The following is a 17911-nucleotide window of genomic DNA, read 5'->3' on the forward strand; positions in this document are numbered from 1 at the left end:
CGCCCGAGGAAGCGAGCGAGAAGCTCGGCAGACTTACCGCCAATCTCGACCTCTATCGCAGGACGAGTCTTCAGGCAGTGCTTGAGGAGCATGCGTCGGCAATGTCGGCAGGTGAGCTTTTGAGGCCGGTGATTGCCGGCCTAGCGGGCGTTGCGCATGGCGCTGGAAAGCGTGGTGAACAGGGCGCTGCGCGACTGGCGAAGGGCAATCATGAGGACCAGGCCGATCGAATAATTGAGGGCAACCGCCAGGACCACCGCGAGCAGGTCTGACTGGCCAGTCAGCGATGCCGGCAGCTCGCGGTAGACGGACCAGGCAAGCAGCGACGACGCGATGAAAAGCCCCTGCATGACCAGGAAGTCGGCTGCGGTCACCGGGCCGACCCGGTGGACAAGAACGGCAAGTACCGGAACGCGCAGCACATAGCCGCTGATTGCATAGGCCGCCGCGACACCGACGGCGCCCCAGTGCAGGCCGATGATGAAGGCGGCGACCGTCGTCAGCGACGAGTAGATGCCCCAGTGGAACATGGTCTTGGTCTTGCCCTGGCAGATGAAGATCCATCCCGTGGTGCTCGAGACGGACTGGATCAGGCTGGCGATGCCCAGCCAGGCGAAAATCGGCGCCACCGCCGCCCAGCGCTCGCCGAAGAGAAGCCCGACGACCTGGTCCGACGTTAGCGTCAGCGCCGCGATGCCGGGCATGGTGACGGCCGCCAGCATCCAGTTGGTTCGCACATAGATGTCGCGAAACCGCGCCTTGTCCTCATGGATGCGGCTCAGCAGCGGCACCATCACGCGTGTCAGCGGCTGGTTGATGTTCTGCAGCGGGAACAGCAGGAGCTTATAGGCGCGGTCATAATAGCCGAGCTCGATCGCGCCCGAATATTTTCCGATCAGGATGTTGTCGAGATTGCGCGAGAAGAAGTTGGCCAGATTGAAGCCGGTCAGATTGGCGCCGAAGGACAATATGTCGGTATCGACCTTCAGGTCCGGCCGCGACGGCGTCCAGCGCGCCACCTGCCATGCCGCGGCCAGCGCGACAACAGCCGATACCGCCGGGCCGATGACCAGCGACCAGTAGCCCAGCCCCGCATAGGCCGCGGCTGCTGTAGTCGCAAGTCCGGCAGCAGCGGTTATCATGTCGTTCAGCGCGAGCTGGCCAAAGCGCAAGTGACGGTTCATCAGCGCCAGCGGCACCGCGGCGAGGCTGCCAAGCAGCAGCGGCAAGGCAGAGCCGATGGTGATCCCGACCATGCGTTGATCGCCGTAGAAGGCGGCGATGGCGGGTGCCAGGCATGCCACCATCACGGCACTGCCCAGCCCGACCAACGCACTGATCCAGAATACCTGGTTGAGCTGCTCGGTGCTGATATCCTTGCGCTGGACCACAGCCTGCTGCAGGCCAAGGTTTTGAAGCAGCCCGACAAAGGCCACGATCGGCCCGACGGAAGCGACCAGGCCGAAATCCTCGGGCACGAGCAGACGCGCAAGCACGATGACGGAGAGAAACTGGATCGCCATCTTGAAGCCTTGCGCGCCGATCGTCACCACGCCGCCGCGCAGGGCGACACGACCGAACTGGGGGGGCGGGTTGGCGTTCATGCCGGGCGCCTGGCTTCGGCCAGCTGGGCAACGATCTGCGCAAAACGTTCGTTGAGCACGTCCGCGTTGAAATCCTGCTCGATCTTACGGCGCGCCGCACGTGCGATGCGCTCGCATTTGCCCGGGTTCTCGGCCACCCAGACAAGCTTGCGGGCCAACGCCGCAACATCTCGCTCCGGTGCGAGGAAGCCTGTCTCCTGATCTTCGATCAGTTCGGGAATGCCCGAGTGATAGGTACTGACGACGATCAGCCCGGCGGCCATAGCCTCCATCAACGCCACCGGAATACCCTCGAGATCACCGTCTCGCGCGGTAACGCTCGGCAACAGGAATACGTGGGCATCACGCAGGCGCTGCTTGACCTCGGCGTGTGGACGCGGCCCGAGGAAAGTCACCCGGTCGGCAATGCCGAGACTTGCGGCGAGCTTCTTCAACTCTTCCAGCAATTCGCCGCCGCCAATCACCGCATAGACCCAGTCGCGCCGCGGCAGGCTGGCGAGCGCCCGAAGGGCGAATTCGATGCCCTTCTTTTCGGTCAGCCGGCAGACCGAGATGAAGGACAGTGTGTCCCGTTCCCAGGAACGCCAATGGTAGCCGATCTCACCGGGCCGCACGCCCATATGGTGAACCATGACTTGCGCCGGGGGTGCTCCGACGCCGATCAGGGCATCGCGGAAAAACGCGTTCACCGGGAGCTGGAGAACGCCCTTGTCGAAGACAACCTTGTAGCGCGTGAGCGTGTTGTCATGCAGCGGTTCCCCCACATCGCGGCCGTGGAATATGGTCACCAAAGGAGCGGAAATCCGGCCTCGTTTCATGGCGCGGGCGACGCGCATGCCGTTATTGCCGAAATGCGCGACGATCACATCGGCGTTCTGCAATTTGCGCGCAAAAGCGATGTCGACGGCGGTCGAGAGCTTATCCCAGAACCTGCCCGACCATTTCCTGAGCGTCGGGCGAAAGCGCCCCAGCCCGCCCCACCAGCAGACGACCTTGCCAGGGAGAGCCTGCCAGCGGCGATCGTCGATGTTGCTGTCCTTGCCGAAGGACGTCTCGTTGCAGACGACGCCGACTTGCATGCCGCGCTCGAGGCACCCTTCTATCTGGTCAAGGACGAAGGTCTCCGACAAAGAGGGGAACTTATCAACTACGAAGCAAATCTTCATCGAATGGACGATCTTTCGAGGCCGGTCGGCGATCTGCTCGCACGGATGAGGGCTGACGCCCGTCGTCGCCGTGCGAGGCGCTTCAAGCGTCTGGTGTTGTGCATGTTGTTGTCCCAAAGTCGCTCACACCCCGGTCAGGCGCAAAAGCGGGCTGTTGGGCGACATAAACGGTTTTGGACGAAATGCATCAGGCGGCACGCTCCAGCGCGCCTTGCCTGGCGTTGTCGAGAACGCCGAGGAAGGTCGTGAACTGACTGTCGGGGTTCATTTGCGGCCGCTCCGAAAACAGCTGCGCCGCCGCCGACAGCCGATCGTACTCGGCCTTGTCGCTCCATAGTCGCCTGACCGCGGCGACCCAGTCGTCGAGCGGTGCGTCATAGTCGAGCACAACGCCGCCGGCGCCAATCGCTTCCGGCAGACCGCCGCGGCGGGATCCGACGACTGGAATGCCGCTGCAATGGGCCTCGGATGCCACCCGCCCCCAAGCTTCTTCCCATTTGCTGGGCGCCAGCAGGATCTTGGTGCGGCCATAGACGGTCTTCATGTCGCTGGTGCGGCTTTCCAGCCTGACGTTGCGTAGCGGCGCGATGATCCGTTCGATCTGCGCCCGGTGGTCGTCGTCGAGCTTCCAGCTTTCGACGAACAGGAACGGGATTTCGGGGCATTGGCCGGCGATGCGCACGGCGAGTTCGAACCCTTTTTCATTGTAAGGATTGATCAGCGTGACGAATTCACCGGTGGTCGGCGTGCTGTAGAGCCCGGGATTGATGGTCGGCGGGATTACGGTCGAGTCGATGCCGAACTTTTCCTTATAGGTGCGCGCCGTGAATTCGGAGTTGGCGATATAAAGCGCCGAATGCAATTCGCGCAGGTCGCCGGCCAATTCGTGGAATTCGACGTTCCGCAGATAGACCACCAGCGGCACGCCGAGCGCCTGCAGCGCCTTTCCGATCGGCACCGATTTGTGGCACTGCACGACGGCGACATCGGGATCGAGCCGTTCGACGGCGAAGCGGGCCGCCTCCCAGGGAAACCACGCCCGCACGACAGGATAGCCGGGATAGCTGTCGATGACCGCGCGCTGGCGAAGGAGCTTCATCTTGGCGCGCGCCTTGAAACCGAACATGCCGTCACCGAACAGCGCCGCCAGCACCGAGGCGTCATGACCGTGCTCGCGCAGCTGCTCGACCAGATGGTGCGTGCTCGACTGAACGCCACCGCTGAACTGCGGTGTGTAGCCGTTGCCGCCTGCAAACAGAACTTTCATGGACCTGGCTCCTTGCTGGACCGCCCTAGCGTCACGCCGCCATTCTGCCGATGCTGTGGTATTCGATGCCGTGGCGGGCGATGACCTTGGGGTCGTAGAGATTGCGTCCGTCGAAGATGACGGGCCTGGTCAGCGCGTTCTTCAATGCATCGAAGGACGGCGCGCTGAAACTCTTCCACTCGGTCACGATCAAGAGCGCGTCGGCGCCTCGCAGCGCGGCCTCCTTGGTGCCGCACAGTTGCAGGTCGTCGCGCAGCCCGTAGATCGCCTGGCATTCCTGCATCGCCTCCGGATCATAGGCCTGGACATTGGCACCGGCGGCCCAGAGCGCTTCCATCAGCGTGCGGGCCGGGGCCTCGCGCATGTCGTCGGTATTGGGTTTGAAGGCGAGGCCCCACAGCGCAAAGGTTTTGCCTTTGAGATTGCCCTTGAAATAGCGGTGCACCTTCTCGAACAGGACCGACTTCTGCTGGTTGTTGCGCTCCTCGACGGCACGCAGCAGCTTGGCGTCGAACTTGACAGCCTCGGCGGTCTTGATCAGGGCACGCACATCCTTCGGGAAGCACGAGCCGCCATAGCCGAGGCCCGGATAGATGAAGTGGTAGCCGATCCGCGGGTCGCTGCCGATGCCCTTGCGGACCTCCTCGATGTCGGCGCCCAGTTGCTCGGCCAGGTTGGCCATTTCATTCATGAAGCTTATCTTGGTCGCCAGCATGCAATTGGCCGCGTATTTGGTGAACTCGGCACTGCGCACGTCCATCACGATCATCTTTTCGTGGTTGCGGTTGAACGGCGCGTAGAGCTCGCGCATCACCGCCTCGGTGTCCTCGTTGCTGGTGCCGACGATAATGCGGTCGGGCTTCATGCAGTCGCTCACAGCGGACCCTTCCTTGAGGAATTCCGGATTGGAGGCGACGTCGAAAACCAGATCCTCGCGCCCGCGCGCCTTCAGCGTCTCGGCGATCCTGGCCTTTATTCTTTCGCAGGTGCCGACCGGCACGGTCGACTTGCCGACGACGATCTTGGGCGCGTCCATCTCACGACCGATGGCCTCGGCGACGGCCAGCACATATTTGAGGTCTGCCGAACCATCCTCGCCCGGCGGCGTGCCGACGGCGATCATCTGGATCTGTCCATGTTTGATCGCCGCCGCGGCGTCGGTGGTGAACTTGATGCGGCCGGCGGCATGGTTCTCCTTGACCATGTTTTCGAGCCCGGGCTCGAAAATCGGGACATGGCCCTGGTTGAGCCGTTCGACCTTTTTTGCATCGATGTCGACACAGACCACCTGATGGCCGACTTCGGCAAGCACCGCCGCCTGTACAAGACCGACATAGCCGATTCCAAAGACAGTCAAATTCATTCGGTTTCATTCCTGTTCAAGGCTTCGGGCGTGTTCAAGCTTCGGTTTTCCGACCACCTTCGGCCCGGCCGGTTCAGATGCGCTTCTAGTTTGTGTTGCATGCCAGCGATTCCGGGAATTGGCAGGGCTGGCCGAGTGCGGTGAACGCAACGCGATCCACCTGCATGGTGAGCTTGCGGCCCGGATCCGAGAACGGCCCCATCCAGCCCTTCATCGTGTCGCTGCCCCACAGGCTGAAATAGATCCTTTGCGAATGGGTGGGCAGCTTCGCCGGATCGGTGATCTCGTGGACAAGCTTGCCGTTGACGTACCAGCGCAGCCGGTCTTTTTCCCAGACGAAGGCGTAGTCGTTGAAGGCCTTGTCGGTGCCGCCGGCGACGTCGACCAGTTTCTCGTTCTTGCCTTTGCCGGCTATGTAGGCGTTGACCTGAACCTTGGACGTGTCCTTGGTCAGCACCTCGAAGTCGATTTCATCATGCGGCTGCTTGTCGGCATCGCCGACGAAGCTGAAGAATGCCGCGTTGACGCCGGAGCCCGTGTCGGTCTTCATCCGCGCCTCGTAGGTGCCGTAGCCGAAGCGCTGCTTGGTCTGGATCTCGGCGCAGGCGAATTCGCGATCCTTCAGCTTGCGCTTCTCGAAACCGAGCGTCAGCATGCCGTCGGAAAGCCCGATCAGGTTTTTGGACCAGGTGCAGTTCTGATGCTTGCCGTTCGTCCAGCCGTCGGAAATGTACCAGCGCGCGCGACTGAGGCTGGTGAAATCATCGACAAAAGACGGCGCGGTTGGCAGATCCTGGGCACGGACGGGTACAAGGCCCGCAACCAGACTGACGAGAACGATCAGCAGAAACGCGCCGTCTGAACGGAGCGGCCGCAGCTTGCCTGAGATCGGGCGCGTGAACGGGGTGCCGCGGGGTGCCGGGGCGGACGTGCTTTTAAGATCTGCATTCATATCAAAACTCACCTTGTGCTGTGCGCCCCCAAAGCGATCGTTCGAACCGTGACGAAACAACCTGATCTTGACCTCTGTCGCTCCCAAGCTCCGTGTTGTGCCTAAACCATTGCGCCGACCCAGGGTGTTCGCTCAGCCCGTGCCGGAATCGGCGGGCTTCACAAAATCAGTCCTCATGTCGGGACCGTTCTGCCGCTTCGGCTCGAAGATTTCATCCAGCGAATGACGGAGATCCTTCATCATCTGCATCTGGCGCGACAGCGCTGTGATGCGCCGCTCGCAATTCAGAATCGACCTGGTCAGTTCGCCGACTTCGGAAGACCTGCGCGAGGAGACCGAACCGTTCTCCATCGCCTCGACCAGAAAGGCGGCATTGGTGGCCGTTGTCCTGTAGCGGTTCTCAAGTCCGCTCTTCTCCGCCTCGACTTCGGCCGCGATCTGGTCCAGCAGCTTTGCCAAGCGATCGAGGCGCGAGGTGTCGGTCTGCGTGTCGCGCGCCGGATCTCTCGATCGGAAGCGAAAGATCGAGGCCATGTAGTCAGCGCCCCGTCATCGTCGAGCTGGTGAACGGCCTTAGAGCCCGTCCACATTCAAAAGACATTTCTTGCATCGTCCAGCTCCTCCGACAGGGTATGTCTCGGGCCAGTTCGGTTGGCCGTCCAAAATTGCTGCACCGCAACATAGATTGCCATTCCCTGCGCGCATAGGCAACCACCTAGATCGTAAACTCATGAATCTCGTTGAAATGGTGCGAGCCGACCTAAGGGTAACGGAGTGGCTACCGCCATCGCACGTTGACGGGCCTAGCTATCGCTGGCCGTGCTGGTTCCGGCCATGAGGAAGCGCAGCGGCGGCACATGCTGACGCTTCGCGGCGAGGCCAGCGCGGCGAAACAGCGCATCCAGCTTGTCGGAGGCAACGCCGCGGACGACGGCTGTGAGGTTGGACGAGCCGGCCAAGGCGTAGGCCGCGGCCGGTGCCAACCCGCGCTCAGCCTTCACGTCTAAAAACTTCCGCAACCGGTATTTGTCGCGGATGTGCCGCTCGTGCCTTCTCAGCGCAGCCTTCGATGCCTCCGGCAAACTGTCGATCGCAAGCAGTGCCAGGTCGGCATCGGCCAGATGCTTCAGGTCCTGGGTCTTGTGCCGTCCGCTCAGCGAGTCGGCGCGCACGATCGCGCCGTAGCCACAGGATTTGATGACCTTGAAGCGCGCGCCATGGGCAACCGCGCGCGCATACAGTTCATAGTCTTCACCCAGGCGCAGCTTCTCGTCGTAGCGCAGCCCATGCCGATCGAGGAAGGCGCGGCTGATCACTGGCTTGAGGAAGCCCAGTTCCCCTCGTTGCACACGGCGCCTGGAGATATTGCCATCGACGAAGCCCTCGAAATCGAGGAATTCCGGCTCGGGCGAGAACGGTGGAGCAACGATTTTCGAAACGTCGGTTGCCGCGTCATCCCTGACAAGCATGATGTTGTCTGCGGCGAAATCCCAATCGGTGCTGGCGAACAGTCTGTGAAACCTGCCTTCGAAAAAGAAATCATCAGCGTCCAGAATGCTGATGAACGGCGACCTGGAACCGGCTATCGCGGCGTTGCGTGCAAAGGAGGGGCCGCGATTGACGTCGAAGCGGATGACGGACAGGCGGCCCGTGCCGTCGCCGGCTGCGTGGGCGACTTTCGCCGTATCGTCGGTGGACGCGTCATCGACGACGACAACTTCCGCAACCTCAGGTTCGCGTAATGCCGATGCAATGGCAGCCGGGATTGTCCGCGCCGCATTGCGTGCGGCGATGATCACGCAGACCTGGAATGATGTCATGGACATGCCTCTCGATTGCAGAAGTCGTTGCGGATTTCCTCGCCCCGACCGCTCAATGACCCACCGCCCAACCTGAAATGCATCGGCCCAAACGCCTATGCTGCAAGTGCGAAGCAAGCATCGCCAAAATCATCGGCGCCGTCCAGTTTTTCATTCTGCTGGGTGTCATGGCCCGGCTGGGCAGGCGGCGAGCCTCAATCGGGATGGCTCCAGAAATGCGCCGCTTGGCAGAGCCGTTCCTACACGCTCCATCAGAGCGCTCGACTGGCGGAAAACCAGTTGCTGGTCCTGGCCGACCGGACTGCGGCGGGGCGGAGCGAGCGCGTCGAGGCCCGCAGTGTCAAGGAAACGAAAGAACAGGAATGCCGACTGCCGGTGTTGTCGAGGCGAGCAATTCGTCAGAGGACCGGCGAGCTTAACCATAGGTCACATGGACATCGCAGACCCGGCCAGGCCCGAAATCAGTGAAGGCCTCTCCTTGCGCTGAATTTCTCGCCTTCGGCCGCCTCGTTCGAACTCAGCTTTCGTTCAGCGTCGCGAATTTTGTCGGCCGGGGTCGGGGCATTTCTGGCGACCATGGCAAAGACCAGTAGAAAATAACCCATTTGGATGACTATGGCACAGCCGATGACGCGAAACAGCGTCGTACCGAGCGAGGCGCCGCCCAAATAGGACCAGACGATCACGATCGCCAGCGCAAAACACATTCCGATAATGAACTTTGGCAGTGACATACCCGATAGCCCATCCACCGGCTCGGGAAAAAATGTCGACAAGCCCACCCCGAGCACCTCCCTTAAACTCTGCGAGCTTATTTAGGTTGCCCGCTTCTGGCCGGTTGCTTCCGGCCTAGCCCAATCTGTCCATTAGTCCGACAGAAACAATTTGCAACTCTATTGAGCCGCGCAATAGCCGGCAAGGGCAGCTGCGGAATAAATTTTAAACGAATCCTCGGGATCGACTCTGCCATGGTGCAATGCACACGTCGGCATCACCACTGATTGCCGGATATCGACTCGCTCCAGTAAGATTTATGATATCGACTAGTATTTTATCACAACATCAGTCGTTATTTCGAAATTCTAAATGACGACAAAGCTCCACAACAGGGTATAATGAGCGATTCGCCTAAAATCAGCCTCAAAATTGGACTAGCTTTTCCAAAATTGCCCATAATCCGTCTCTTTTGCGACATAAAGGCAAAATTTTGTGCAGGACGAGTTTATTATTTAGTCAGTTCATGACGTGACTATTACAGCCGTCTGGGAAATTGTGTGTTGCGCTGCAGCATTTTTTTGGTATCGTGCGGTAAACCATCCGTTCAACGTATGGAGTTTACGCATGAGGGACGTAGCCAAGCCGGCCGATGCGGATTTTTCGCAGGCCGGTGTCGATTTTCCGCCACCGATCGGCGGCCTGCTCAAACGCAGCTTCGATATTGCCGGTTCGCTGATCGGCCTGGTCGCTCTCAGCCCGCTGTTCGTGATGATAGCGCTGCTTGTCAAGTTTTCCGATGGCGGGCCGATTTTCTATGGTCATAGCCGGATCGGCCGCGGAGGACGGATTTTTCCGTGCCTCAAGTTCCGCACCATGGTTCCAGACGGCGAGCGGGTGCTTGCTGCCTATCTCGCCGCGAATCCGGAGGCCAGCGCCGAATGGATCGCGACCCGCAAGCTGAAGAACGACCCGCGGATCACCCGCGTCGGAGCGGTGCTGAGGAAGCTCAGCCTCGATGAGTTGCCGCAGATCATCAACATCCTGCAGGGGGATATGAGCCTGGTCGGGCCTCGTCCCGTGGTGCGCGACGAGCTGGAGATTTATGGCAATTCGGCCGTCTATTACCTGAAATCGCGCCCCGGCCTGACCGGGCTATGGCAGGTCAGCGGACGCAACGACGTTTCCTACGACAGCCGCGTCGCGTTCGACAGGCACTATGTCGAGAACTGGTCGATGTTCGAAGACATTCGCATCATCATCAAGACCGTACCTGCGGTCTGGATGTCGCGAGGCTGCTACTGACGGCCGCTTGCTGGCCGTACATCGAGGAGCAGCTGTCCAGAATTCGGGCCCGAAACTCAGGCCCCTAACTCAGGCATCGGCAGTTCATCGGGCGGGGCAAACCAGATCGGAAACGCTCAGTTGAAAGCAGATATAATCGATATTTTTTGCACCGGCATTCTCTCCAGACGCATGCGGCGAGTACGACTTTTGACGACTTGCCTTACAGTGGCGACCGGCCTGACGCTGTCGCTAGCCCTGCCACAGTTTGCCTTCGCCGACGACTATCGGCTTGGAGCACAGGACAAGCTGACCATCCGCGTGGCGGAATGGCAGACCGTCGAAGGCACGTTCCGCGACTGGTCGGCCATCAATGGAGAATACACGGTCGGGCCCGCTGGAACCTTGTCGGTTCCCTTCGTCGGCGAGATGCCCGCATCCGGCAAGACGACTTCGGAGATCGCCGCATCGCTCGGCGAGGCGCTGCAGCGCAAGCTCGCTCTGGCCGACAGGCCGGAGGCTTCCGTCGAAATGGCGCAGTACCGGCCATTCTACATCTCCGGCGAGGTGCAAGCGCCTGGCCAGTATCCTTGTGTGCCTGGGTTGACCGTGCTGAAAGCGATGAGCATTGCCGGCGGAGCCCGGCGGACCCCGGAGAGCGGACAGCGCTACGATCGCGACCTGATCAATGCCAAGGGCAATTTCGACGTACTACAAGACCAATTGGTCAGGCTGACCGTCAAGCGCGCCCGCATCGAAGCGGAACTGGCGGACAAGCCGACATTCGCGGTGCCGAAAGAGGTGGCCGACGATCCGAAGCTGCCCAGCATCGTTGCCGATGAGACGGCGATCCTGGCAGCCGACCAGAAGAAACTCAAGCTGCGCTTGCAGGCGCTCGACGATTTGAAGGCGCTGCTGCAGAGCGAGATCGATTCGCTGCAGAAAAAGATCGTCAACCAGCAGAAGCAGGTTGATCTGGCGAAGGAGCAGCTCAACGGCATCGGCTCGCTGGCGCAAAAGGGCCTGGTCGTCAACACGCGCGTTTTGAACTCGCAGCAAACCATCGCCGACCTTGAGGGCCAGATCCTGGATTACGAAACGGCGATTCTCACGGCCAAGCAGTCGATCAGCAAGGCCACCCAGGACGCCATCGATCTCGAGAACACCCAGAACTCCAGCCTCGCGACCGACCGGCAACAGACGGAAGCCGATCTCAACGAGGTGACGCTGAAGCTGAATATGGAAAAGGCCTTGATGTCCGAAGCCTTGTCGGGCAGCCCCATGCCGCAATTCTATGGCAACAACGAACCAGCGGCCTTGTCTTTTTCCCTGGTGCGGGTGGTCGACGGCAAGACCAGCGAAATCACCGCCGACGAAGACACGCCGGTGCTGCCAGGGGACGTGATCAAGGTTAAACCGGCGCCCCTGGCCATCCAGTAGCTTCTTTCGACCGGAGCGAAGCACCAACCCCGTGGGCAGCGGTCTGCGGGGTTTTTGCCGTTTGGTATCCGCCCGCTCTAGCCTCGCACGGCGTCCGGTTCCTCCAGATGGTCCGCGGCGCTCCACCGGGAAGCAGCGACGGCCGGCACCCTCACCAGCTTGAAGTAGCTATAGTACAGCAGGAACGATCCCATGATGTAGGGATTGAGGGTCTCGACCTCGACGAAGGATCGGATGAACAGAAGCACCATGACGCCGGCAAGAATCACGGAGTCGGCTTGCCATGTCCTGAATATCAGCGCCGAGACGTGACCCCAGAGCGTTCGCAGGATAATCAGCGAAAGCAGTGTCGCGCCGACGAAGCCGAGTTCCACCAAGGTCTCGATGTAGGTGTTGTGGAAGTGGAAGCCGCTTCGCGCGGCGATGTAGAATTCGTTCCACAGCCGCTCGGCCTCGGAGAAGCCCTGCACCCAATAGGCCGCGTAGCCGACGCCGAGCATGGGCGATTGCTGCGCAGCATTCCAGCCCTGCTGCCAGAGGTAGGTTCGTCCGGTGAGCGTCGAATCCTTGCCGAAAAGGCCAAGGACAAAGTCCATCAGCCCGAGATTCAGCGCAATCACGGTGCAGGCGACCAGCCCGCCCGCACCGATCATGAAAATCACCCGGCGATGGCGGAGCGAAAGCACCTTGCCGATGGAAAGCAGGGCGACCAGAGCGAGAACCGCCGGGGTCGATGCCATCGAAGTGGCCGAATGCGACACGACCAGTAGATAGCCTGATAGAAGGACAATCGGTACGATCAACAAAAAGCTTGTCCGGCCCCGCCTGAGAAAGGCGAGGTAGACAACGCAGAAATAAATGCCAAGCGATGCGACAAAGCCGATCTGGTTCTTGGAGCTGAACGCGCCGACGAAATTGTACGTCCCATCGAGAACGTCGTAGGAATAACTCGCGACCTTGAGCGAGTAGAGCAGGACGATGAAAATCCCGATCAGGGCGCCTATGGTCAAGGTCCGGACGCTGACGGTGCGTGCGGCAATGTAGGCGCAGGCGATATGGGAACAATATTGGACGGCCGTCCTTGCCGTGGTGCCGGGAGCTGCCGACCAGAACACCGAGAAGCAGACATAGGTTGCAAAGGCCAGCGGAAGCCAGGCGCTGGAAGCGTGCCTTAATATCTTGCGGTAGTCGACCAGGATGAGCGGCAGCCAGACTGCATAGTAGGCCAGGATCATGGCCTGGCCGAAAATGGTCGAGTAGGAGAACGCCCAGATCGAGACGGCAACGGCAAAGCTGCCATAGACCGTGTTCTTGTCCGGATCGATCAACAGAGATTTTGGAATCTTCATCTCGGTATCGGTTTTCCGTCCTTGCAGCTCAATGCCGTTTCATGGGCCGATTTCGTGGGCCGATTCATCGGATCGATGGGAGCCTCGCCTGCAGGTGCTCGCATTGTGCAGTGCAATATAACGCATCCGGCGCCGCCTGTCACCCGAATGCCAACTGGGCGCGTCGTTCCTGCAGTTCTCGCAATACCGGACGCGACGATTTGGCCAGGAGGCAGTGCCGTCCAATTGCCCGGTGCTGGCCCATCACAAGCTGTTCTGAGGCTGCGAGTCCGTGCTTGAACTTGTCCGCCGTTGACTTCACATTCGCCGCCGATTGGGAGGAAGACGACATGCCGATGAGTTTCGCGGGACGATTTGCCGGACGATCCGCTGTTATCACCGGCGGCGCCTCAGGCATCGGCCTGGCCGTCGCGCAAAGGATCACTGACGAAGGCGGACGTGTTTCGGTCTGGGATCGCGATGCCGCTCAGATCGAGCAGGCCAAGGCCATTGTTACAGGCCTGCACAGCGTCACCCTCGACGTCGCCGACCCCATAGCGGTCGAAGCCGCCGCAGGAGAGACTATCGAAGCGCTGGGCGCGGTCGATATCCTTGTCACCAGTGCTGCCATCACCGGGCCTAACATGACGACCTGGGAGTATTCCGTAGAGGATTGGCGCCGGGTCATCGACATCAATATCAACGGCGTCTTCTTCTGCAACAAGGCGCTGGTCCCGCATATGCTCGAACGCAATTACGGCAGGATCGTCAACATCGCCTCGATTGCCGGCAAGGAAGGTAACCCGAACGCCTCGGCCTACAGCACCTCCAAGGCGGCGGTGATCGGGATGACCAAATCGCTCGGCAAGGAACTGGCCAAGACCAAGGTGACGGTGAACTGCGTCACGCCGGCGGCTGTGCGCACCGCGATCTTCCAGCAGATGAGCCAGCAGCACATCGACTTCATGCTGTCCAAAATACCGATGGCGCGCTTCGGCGAGGTCGGGGAGGTGGCGGCGCTGATTTGCTGGATCGCCTCCGAGGAATGCTCGTTCACGACGGCTGCCGTCTTCGACGTCTCCGGCGGCCGGGCGACCTACTGAGGCCGGCCCGACGCAAACCGCCCGACGGCATCGCGGCGCCTCAGTCGTGAAGCTCCCGCGAGATCGGCGGGCCGATCGAAAAATCGCTGAATGTCACTTCGAAACCCTCGCGCTGCGGCGAACAGCACATCATGCCGACATCGACCGTTTTCGACGGCGGGAAATAGGCAAGCCGCACCGGTTTCCAGTGCTTGTCGGACGCGTCCAGATACTGGACGCGGATCGTCTCGGCATGGCGGGTCAGGCGGATCCTGACCCCGTCGGGGTCGGCTGGAATGCTGGCCAGCGACCAGTCGGAGGCATCGTTGGTGACGACGACGGAAAAATACGTCAGCCCGTCGGTGTATTCGATGCCGGCCTTTATCCAGTGCGTCTCGCTCAGGCGGACCATAAGCCCGGCCTGATCGTAAAGCACCTCATAGTGCCCCTTGACCGTGACTTCGGCGCTGAAATCGCCCTCGACCTCACGATAGAGGAAATGGCCATTGTCGCGCCAGAAGCCGTAGAATGTCTCGCGCCAGAAGTCGGTCTCCTTGCCGGTCCGTACATGCACCGTATTGTTGCCGAAGGCGTGGTGCGGCGGCGGATTGAGCCAGGTCAGGGCCGTATTCTCAGATGTCATCGATTTGCTCGCCTGCCTGGCTGGTCTGCCGCCTTTTCTTAGCCGGCAAACGTGTAAGCGGTCTTCACCGTGGTGTAGAACTCTGCGGCATAGCGGCCCTGCTCGCGCGGGCCGTAGCTCGATCCCTTGCGTCCGCCGAAAGGCACGTGGAAGTCGACGCCGGCCGTCGGCAGGTTGACCATGACCATGCCGGCTTCCGAATTGCGCTTGAAGTGCGTGGCATGCTTGAGGCTCGAGGTGCAGATACCGGACGTCAGCCCGAACGGCGTGTCGTTGGCCACCGCCAGCGCCTCGTCATAATCCTTGACGCGGATGACGTTGGCGACCGGTCCGAAAATCTCCTCGCGCGAGATGCGCATGGCGTTGGTGGTTTCGGTGAACAGCGCCGGCTGCAAATAGAAGCCGCGGGTTTCACGATCGAGCCGCTCGCCACCGAAGGCAAGGTCCGCACCTTCCTGACGGCCGATGGCGATATAGTCTTCGTCCTGTTTGAGCTGGCTCTGGTCGACAACCGGCCCGATCTGGGTCTTGGCGTCGAGAGCGTCGCCGACGACTAGCTTGGCCATGCGGTCCTTGAGCGCCTCGACGAAGCGGTCGTGGATGCCGTCCGTCACCACCAGCCGGGACGACGCCGTGCAGCGCTGGCCGGTCGAGAAGTAGGCACCGTTGATAGCGCAGTCGACGGCGACGGCAAGGTCGGCATCGTCGAGCACTACAAGCGGGTTCTTGCCGCCCATTTCGAGCTGGAACTTGCGCATGTGCTCGACACTGGCGGCGGCGACGCGTTTGCCGGTGCCGACCGATCCGGTGAAGGTGATCGCGTTGAGGTCAGGACTGTCGAGCATGGCCTGGCCGACCACCGAACCTTTGCCCATGACCAGATTGAGCACACCCTTGGGCAGCCCGGCGCGGTGCAGGATGTCGACAATAGTCCAGGCGCTCTCCGGAACGAGTTCCGCCGGCTTGAAGACGACGGTGTTGCCGTAGGCCAGCGCCGGAGCGATTTTCCAAGCCGGAATGGCGATCGGGAAATTCCACGGCGTGATGATGCCGACGACGCCGACCGCTTCGCGGGTGATCTCGACGCCGACGCCGGGCCGCACGCTCGGCACCAGCTCGCCCGACAGGCGCAACGCCTCGCCGGCGAAAAAATCGAATATCTGGGCGGCCCGCACGGTCTCGCCGATGCCCTCGACCAGCGTCTTGCCTTCCTCGCGCGCCAACGCCCGGCCGATTTCATCTTTCCGCGCGGTGATCTCGTCCGACGTCTTCCTCAGCACCGCATGGCGGGCCAGCAGGCCCGATCGAGACCATGCCGGAAATGCCGCTTTCGCCGCCGCGATGGCCTGCCGAGCGTGCTCCGCGCCCCCCGATGCATATTCGCCGACCACGTCGTCGAGATTGGACGGGTTGATGTTGCGGGAGCCGGCATCGCCTACCCACTCGCCATCGATGAGGTTCTTTCGAAACGGGATCATGTCGCTGTCTTCCTTGTCGTCTTTCGATCGCCGTCTATCTGGACCACCGACCGCCGCACCGCAAGGCCGAAGAAGGCAAACTTCTCCTTCTCGACAGGCATGTGATAGGTGTCGGGGCGGGAAAAGACGATTCTAGTGTGGTGCGACGCGGATCGCACGGGAGGTGAAGTATCATGTCCGACAGTGCCTTGCCCCTGGTGATCAGCGCACCCGAACCGCGCACGCTCGACCTGATCTTCACGCCGGCCGCGCTGGCGAACTTTCGATCGAAATACCGCATCGTCGAAACATCGCCCGAAGCGGTGGCGGCGCTGCCGGCCGATATCCTTGGCGAGGCGCGCTACATCGTCGGCCAGCCACCTATCGCGCCGGAGACGCTGGAAAAAATGAAGGCGCTGCGCTGCATCTTCAATGTCGAGAGCAACCTCATCAACAACATGCCCTACGAGACGCTGTTTTCGCGCGGCATCCATGTCGTCACCACCGGGCTGGTGTTTGCCGAACCGGTGGCCGAACTCGGCCTTGCCATGGCCCTCAACCTCGCCCGTGACATCGTCGACGCCGACCTCGCCTTTCGACAGGGCAAGGAGCGTTGGGGCGGCGACAGCAACCGGACGGCGCGGCTTCTTTCCGGCGCGGACGTCGGCATCATCGGCTTCGGCGATCTTGGCCGTGCGCTCAACCGGCTGCTGTCGGGCTTTCGCACGCGGACAAAAGTCTTCGACCCGTGGCTGCCGCCGTCGATCCTGATCGAAAACGGCGTCGAGCCGGCCTCTCTCGACGACGTTCTGTCGAACAGCGATTTCGTCTTCGTCGTCGCTTCGGTGACTAGCGAAAACCAGGGCTTCCTCGGCGCCGAGGCGTTTGCCAAGATGCGCAAGGGAGCCGCTTTCATCCTGCTCAGCCGAGCCGGCGTGGTCGATTTCCCGGCACTGATGGATGCTGTCCGCAGCGGCCATATTCTCGCCGCCAGCGATGTTTTTCCTGAGGAGCCGCTGGCCCAGGATCACCCGGTCCGCACATTGCCGGGGTTCCTGCGCTCCGCCCACCGGGCTGGCGCGCTCGACATGGCTTTCAAGCGGATGGGCGACATGGTGCTGGAAGACATGGACCTGGTCGACCGCGGCCTGCCGCCGATGCGTTCGAAGCGGGCCGAGCGTGAGACCGTTTCGCGAATGCGCTCAAAGCCGGTCGACAAGAATTAAGCCGCCTGCCGACGGGTCGCACATGCTCAGACGGTGAAGGACCAAAACAGGCAGGCCAGTGTCGCTGCGGCGAAGACGACGAAGAACAGGCTTCGCAACAGGATGTTGCGGCGCAGCTCGTTGATGAAGAGATGGCATCCGACGACGGCTGCGACAAACAGGAACCGCCAGTTCAGCAGTGCCGGGAGCACATCGCGCTGACCGAAAGCAAACCTCGCGGCGAGACATCCAACGATGACCGCAAACAACACGATGACCGTCCAGAAGATCGCATCGGCGGCATGTGTCAGGACGATGCCGGCGAGCCTGATCGGCAGAACCATCATCAGGAGTGCGCTGAAAAAATAGACCGCCGCGAGCGGAATGAACCTCCCCGCATCGGCGACGTCGCTCAAGCGCTTGGCGCCGATCGCGCCATAGGGATAGCCATGCCTGGCCACCGTCAGGCTGAGCGCCATCAGCAAGGCCGTCAGCACGGCGGCAAGCGCGAATGAGGTCAGGGCTTTGCTCATGAGGCTCCCGTTCCGAGCGAATCGAAGTCAGAACGTTGGTAGCCCATGGTTTG

General features: G+C 61.3%; 16 protein-coding genes. 4 read left to right on the forward strand and 12 right to left on the reverse strand.

What is annotated here, in order from left to right:
- Nucleotides 1-140: 140 nt before the first annotated feature.
- The 8 genes from NKH78_RS18045 to NKH78_RS18080 all read right to left on the reverse strand — a co-directional run bounded on the left by NKH78_RS18045 (nucleotide 141) and on the right by NKH78_RS18080 (nucleotide 8954).
- Nucleotides 141-1604, reverse strand: coding sequence for a lipopolysaccharide biosynthesis protein (locus NKH78_RS18045; protein WP_352883391.1), 1464 nt, complete (start codon nucleotides 1602-1604; stop codon nucleotides 141-143).
- Nucleotides 1601-2770: a glycosyltransferase gene (locus tag NKH78_RS18050; protein ID WP_352738618.1), complete on the reverse strand. Its 1170-nt coding sequence runs from the start codon at nucleotides 2768-2770 to the stop codon at nucleotides 1601-1603. The genes NKH78_RS18045 and NKH78_RS18050 overlap by 4 nt, the downstream gene beginning before the upstream one ends.
- A gap of 187 nt (nucleotides 2771-2957) precedes the next feature.
- Nucleotides 2958-4037 carry a glycosyltransferase gene (locus tag NKH78_RS18055; protein ID WP_352479830.1) on the reverse strand — a complete coding sequence of 360 codons (1080 nt, stop codon included), beginning with the start codon at nucleotides 4035-4037 and terminating at the stop codon, nucleotides 2958-2960.
- 31 nt (nucleotides 4038-4068) lie between these two features.
- Nucleotides 4069-5400: a UDP-glucose dehydrogenase family protein gene (locus tag NKH78_RS18060; protein ID WP_254816094.1), complete on the reverse strand. Its 1332-nt coding sequence runs from the start codon at nucleotides 5398-5400 to the stop codon at nucleotides 4069-4071.
- A gap of 85 nt (nucleotides 5401-5485) precedes the next feature.
- On the reverse strand, nucleotides 5486-6352 hold the full coding sequence (gene exoK, locus NKH78_RS18065; RefSeq protein WP_352479829.1) for an endo-1,3-1,4-beta-glycanase ExoK: 867 nt from the start codon (nucleotides 6350-6352) through the stop codon (nucleotides 5486-5488).
- Between the two features lie 132 nt (nucleotides 6353-6484).
- Complete coding sequence (locus NKH78_RS18070; protein WP_352506980.1) at nucleotides 6485-6886, reverse strand: hypothetical protein; 402 nt, start codon at nucleotides 6884-6886, stop codon at nucleotides 6485-6487.
- A gap of 269 nt (nucleotides 6887-7155) precedes the next feature.
- Nucleotides 7156-8178 carry a glycosyltransferase family 2 protein gene (locus NKH78_RS18075; protein ID WP_352506981.1) on the reverse strand — a complete coding sequence of 341 codons (1023 nt, stop codon included), beginning with the start codon at nucleotides 8176-8178 and terminating at the stop codon, nucleotides 7156-7158.
- Between the two features lie 455 nt (nucleotides 8179-8633).
- Nucleotides 8634-8954, reverse strand: coding sequence for an exopolysaccharide production repressor protein (locus tag NKH78_RS18080; RefSeq protein ID WP_352506982.1), 321 nt, complete (start codon nucleotides 8952-8954; stop codon nucleotides 8634-8636).
- Nucleotides 8955-9513: 559 nt separating this feature from the next.
- On the opposite strand from NKH78_RS18080, the gene NKH78_RS18085 reads away from it, so the two are divergent.
- Both NKH78_RS18085 and NKH78_RS18090 read left to right on the forward strand, forming a co-directional pair.
- The gene (locus NKH78_RS18085) at nucleotides 9514-10191 is read left to right on the forward strand and encodes a sugar transferase (protein WP_352479827.1); all 678 of its coding nucleotides are present in this window, start codon (nucleotides 9514-9516) and stop codon (nucleotides 10189-10191) included.
- A gap of 171 nt (nucleotides 10192-10362) precedes the next feature.
- Nucleotides 10363-11610, forward strand: coding sequence for a polysaccharide biosynthesis/export family protein (locus NKH78_RS18090; RefSeq protein ID WP_254816387.1), 1248 nt, complete (start codon nucleotides 10363-10365; stop codon nucleotides 11608-11610).
- A 77-nt stretch (nucleotides 11611-11687) separates the two neighbouring features.
- Here NKH78_RS18090 and NKH78_RS18095 read toward each other — a convergent pair whose 3' ends face one another.
- The gene (locus NKH78_RS18095) at nucleotides 11688-12959 is read right to left on the reverse strand and encodes an O-antigen ligase family protein (RefSeq protein ID WP_352738616.1); all 1272 of its coding nucleotides are present in this window, start codon (nucleotides 12957-12959) and stop codon (nucleotides 11688-11690) included.
- A 329-nt stretch (nucleotides 12960-13288) separates the two neighbouring features.
- On the opposite strand from NKH78_RS18095, the gene NKH78_RS18100 reads away from it, so the two are divergent.
- Complete coding sequence (locus tag NKH78_RS18100) at nucleotides 13289-14041, forward strand: SDR family NAD(P)-dependent oxidoreductase (protein ID WP_352738614.1); 753 nt, start codon at nucleotides 13289-13291, stop codon at nucleotides 14039-14041.
- Nucleotides 14042-14081: 40 nt separating this feature from the next.
- Here the strand turns inward: NKH78_RS18100 and NKH78_RS18105 are convergent, their stop codons facing one another.
- Both NKH78_RS18105 and NKH78_RS18110 read right to left on the reverse strand, forming a co-directional pair.
- Entirely contained in the window at nucleotides 14082-14663 is a 582-nt protein-coding gene (locus tag NKH78_RS18105; protein WP_352506985.1) for a DUF1349 domain-containing protein, read from the reverse strand.
- Between the two features lie 38 nt (nucleotides 14664-14701).
- The gene (locus NKH78_RS18110; RefSeq protein ID WP_352507006.1) at nucleotides 14702-16138 is read right to left on the reverse strand and encodes an aldehyde dehydrogenase family protein; all 1437 of its coding nucleotides are present in this window, start codon (nucleotides 16136-16138) and stop codon (nucleotides 14702-14704) included.
- Nucleotides 16139-16314: 176 nt separating this feature from the next.
- Between NKH78_RS18110 and NKH78_RS18115 the strand changes: the two genes are divergently transcribed.
- Nucleotides 16315-17346: a hydroxyacid dehydrogenase gene (locus tag NKH78_RS18115; protein WP_352738613.1), complete on the forward strand. Its 1032-nt coding sequence runs from the start codon at nucleotides 16315-16317 to the stop codon at nucleotides 17344-17346.
- Between the two features lie 26 nt (nucleotides 17347-17372).
- Here the strand turns inward: NKH78_RS18115 and NKH78_RS18120 are convergent, their stop codons facing one another.
- Entirely contained in the window at nucleotides 17373-17858 is a 486-nt protein-coding gene (locus NKH78_RS18120) for a hypothetical protein (protein WP_352738611.1), read from the reverse strand.
- Nucleotides 17859-17911 lie beyond the last annotated feature (53 nt).

This window comes from Mesorhizobium sp. M0910 (genome assembly GCF_040319465.1).
GTDB lineage: Bacteria > Pseudomonadota > Alphaproteobacteria > Rhizobiales > Rhizobiaceae > Mesorhizobium.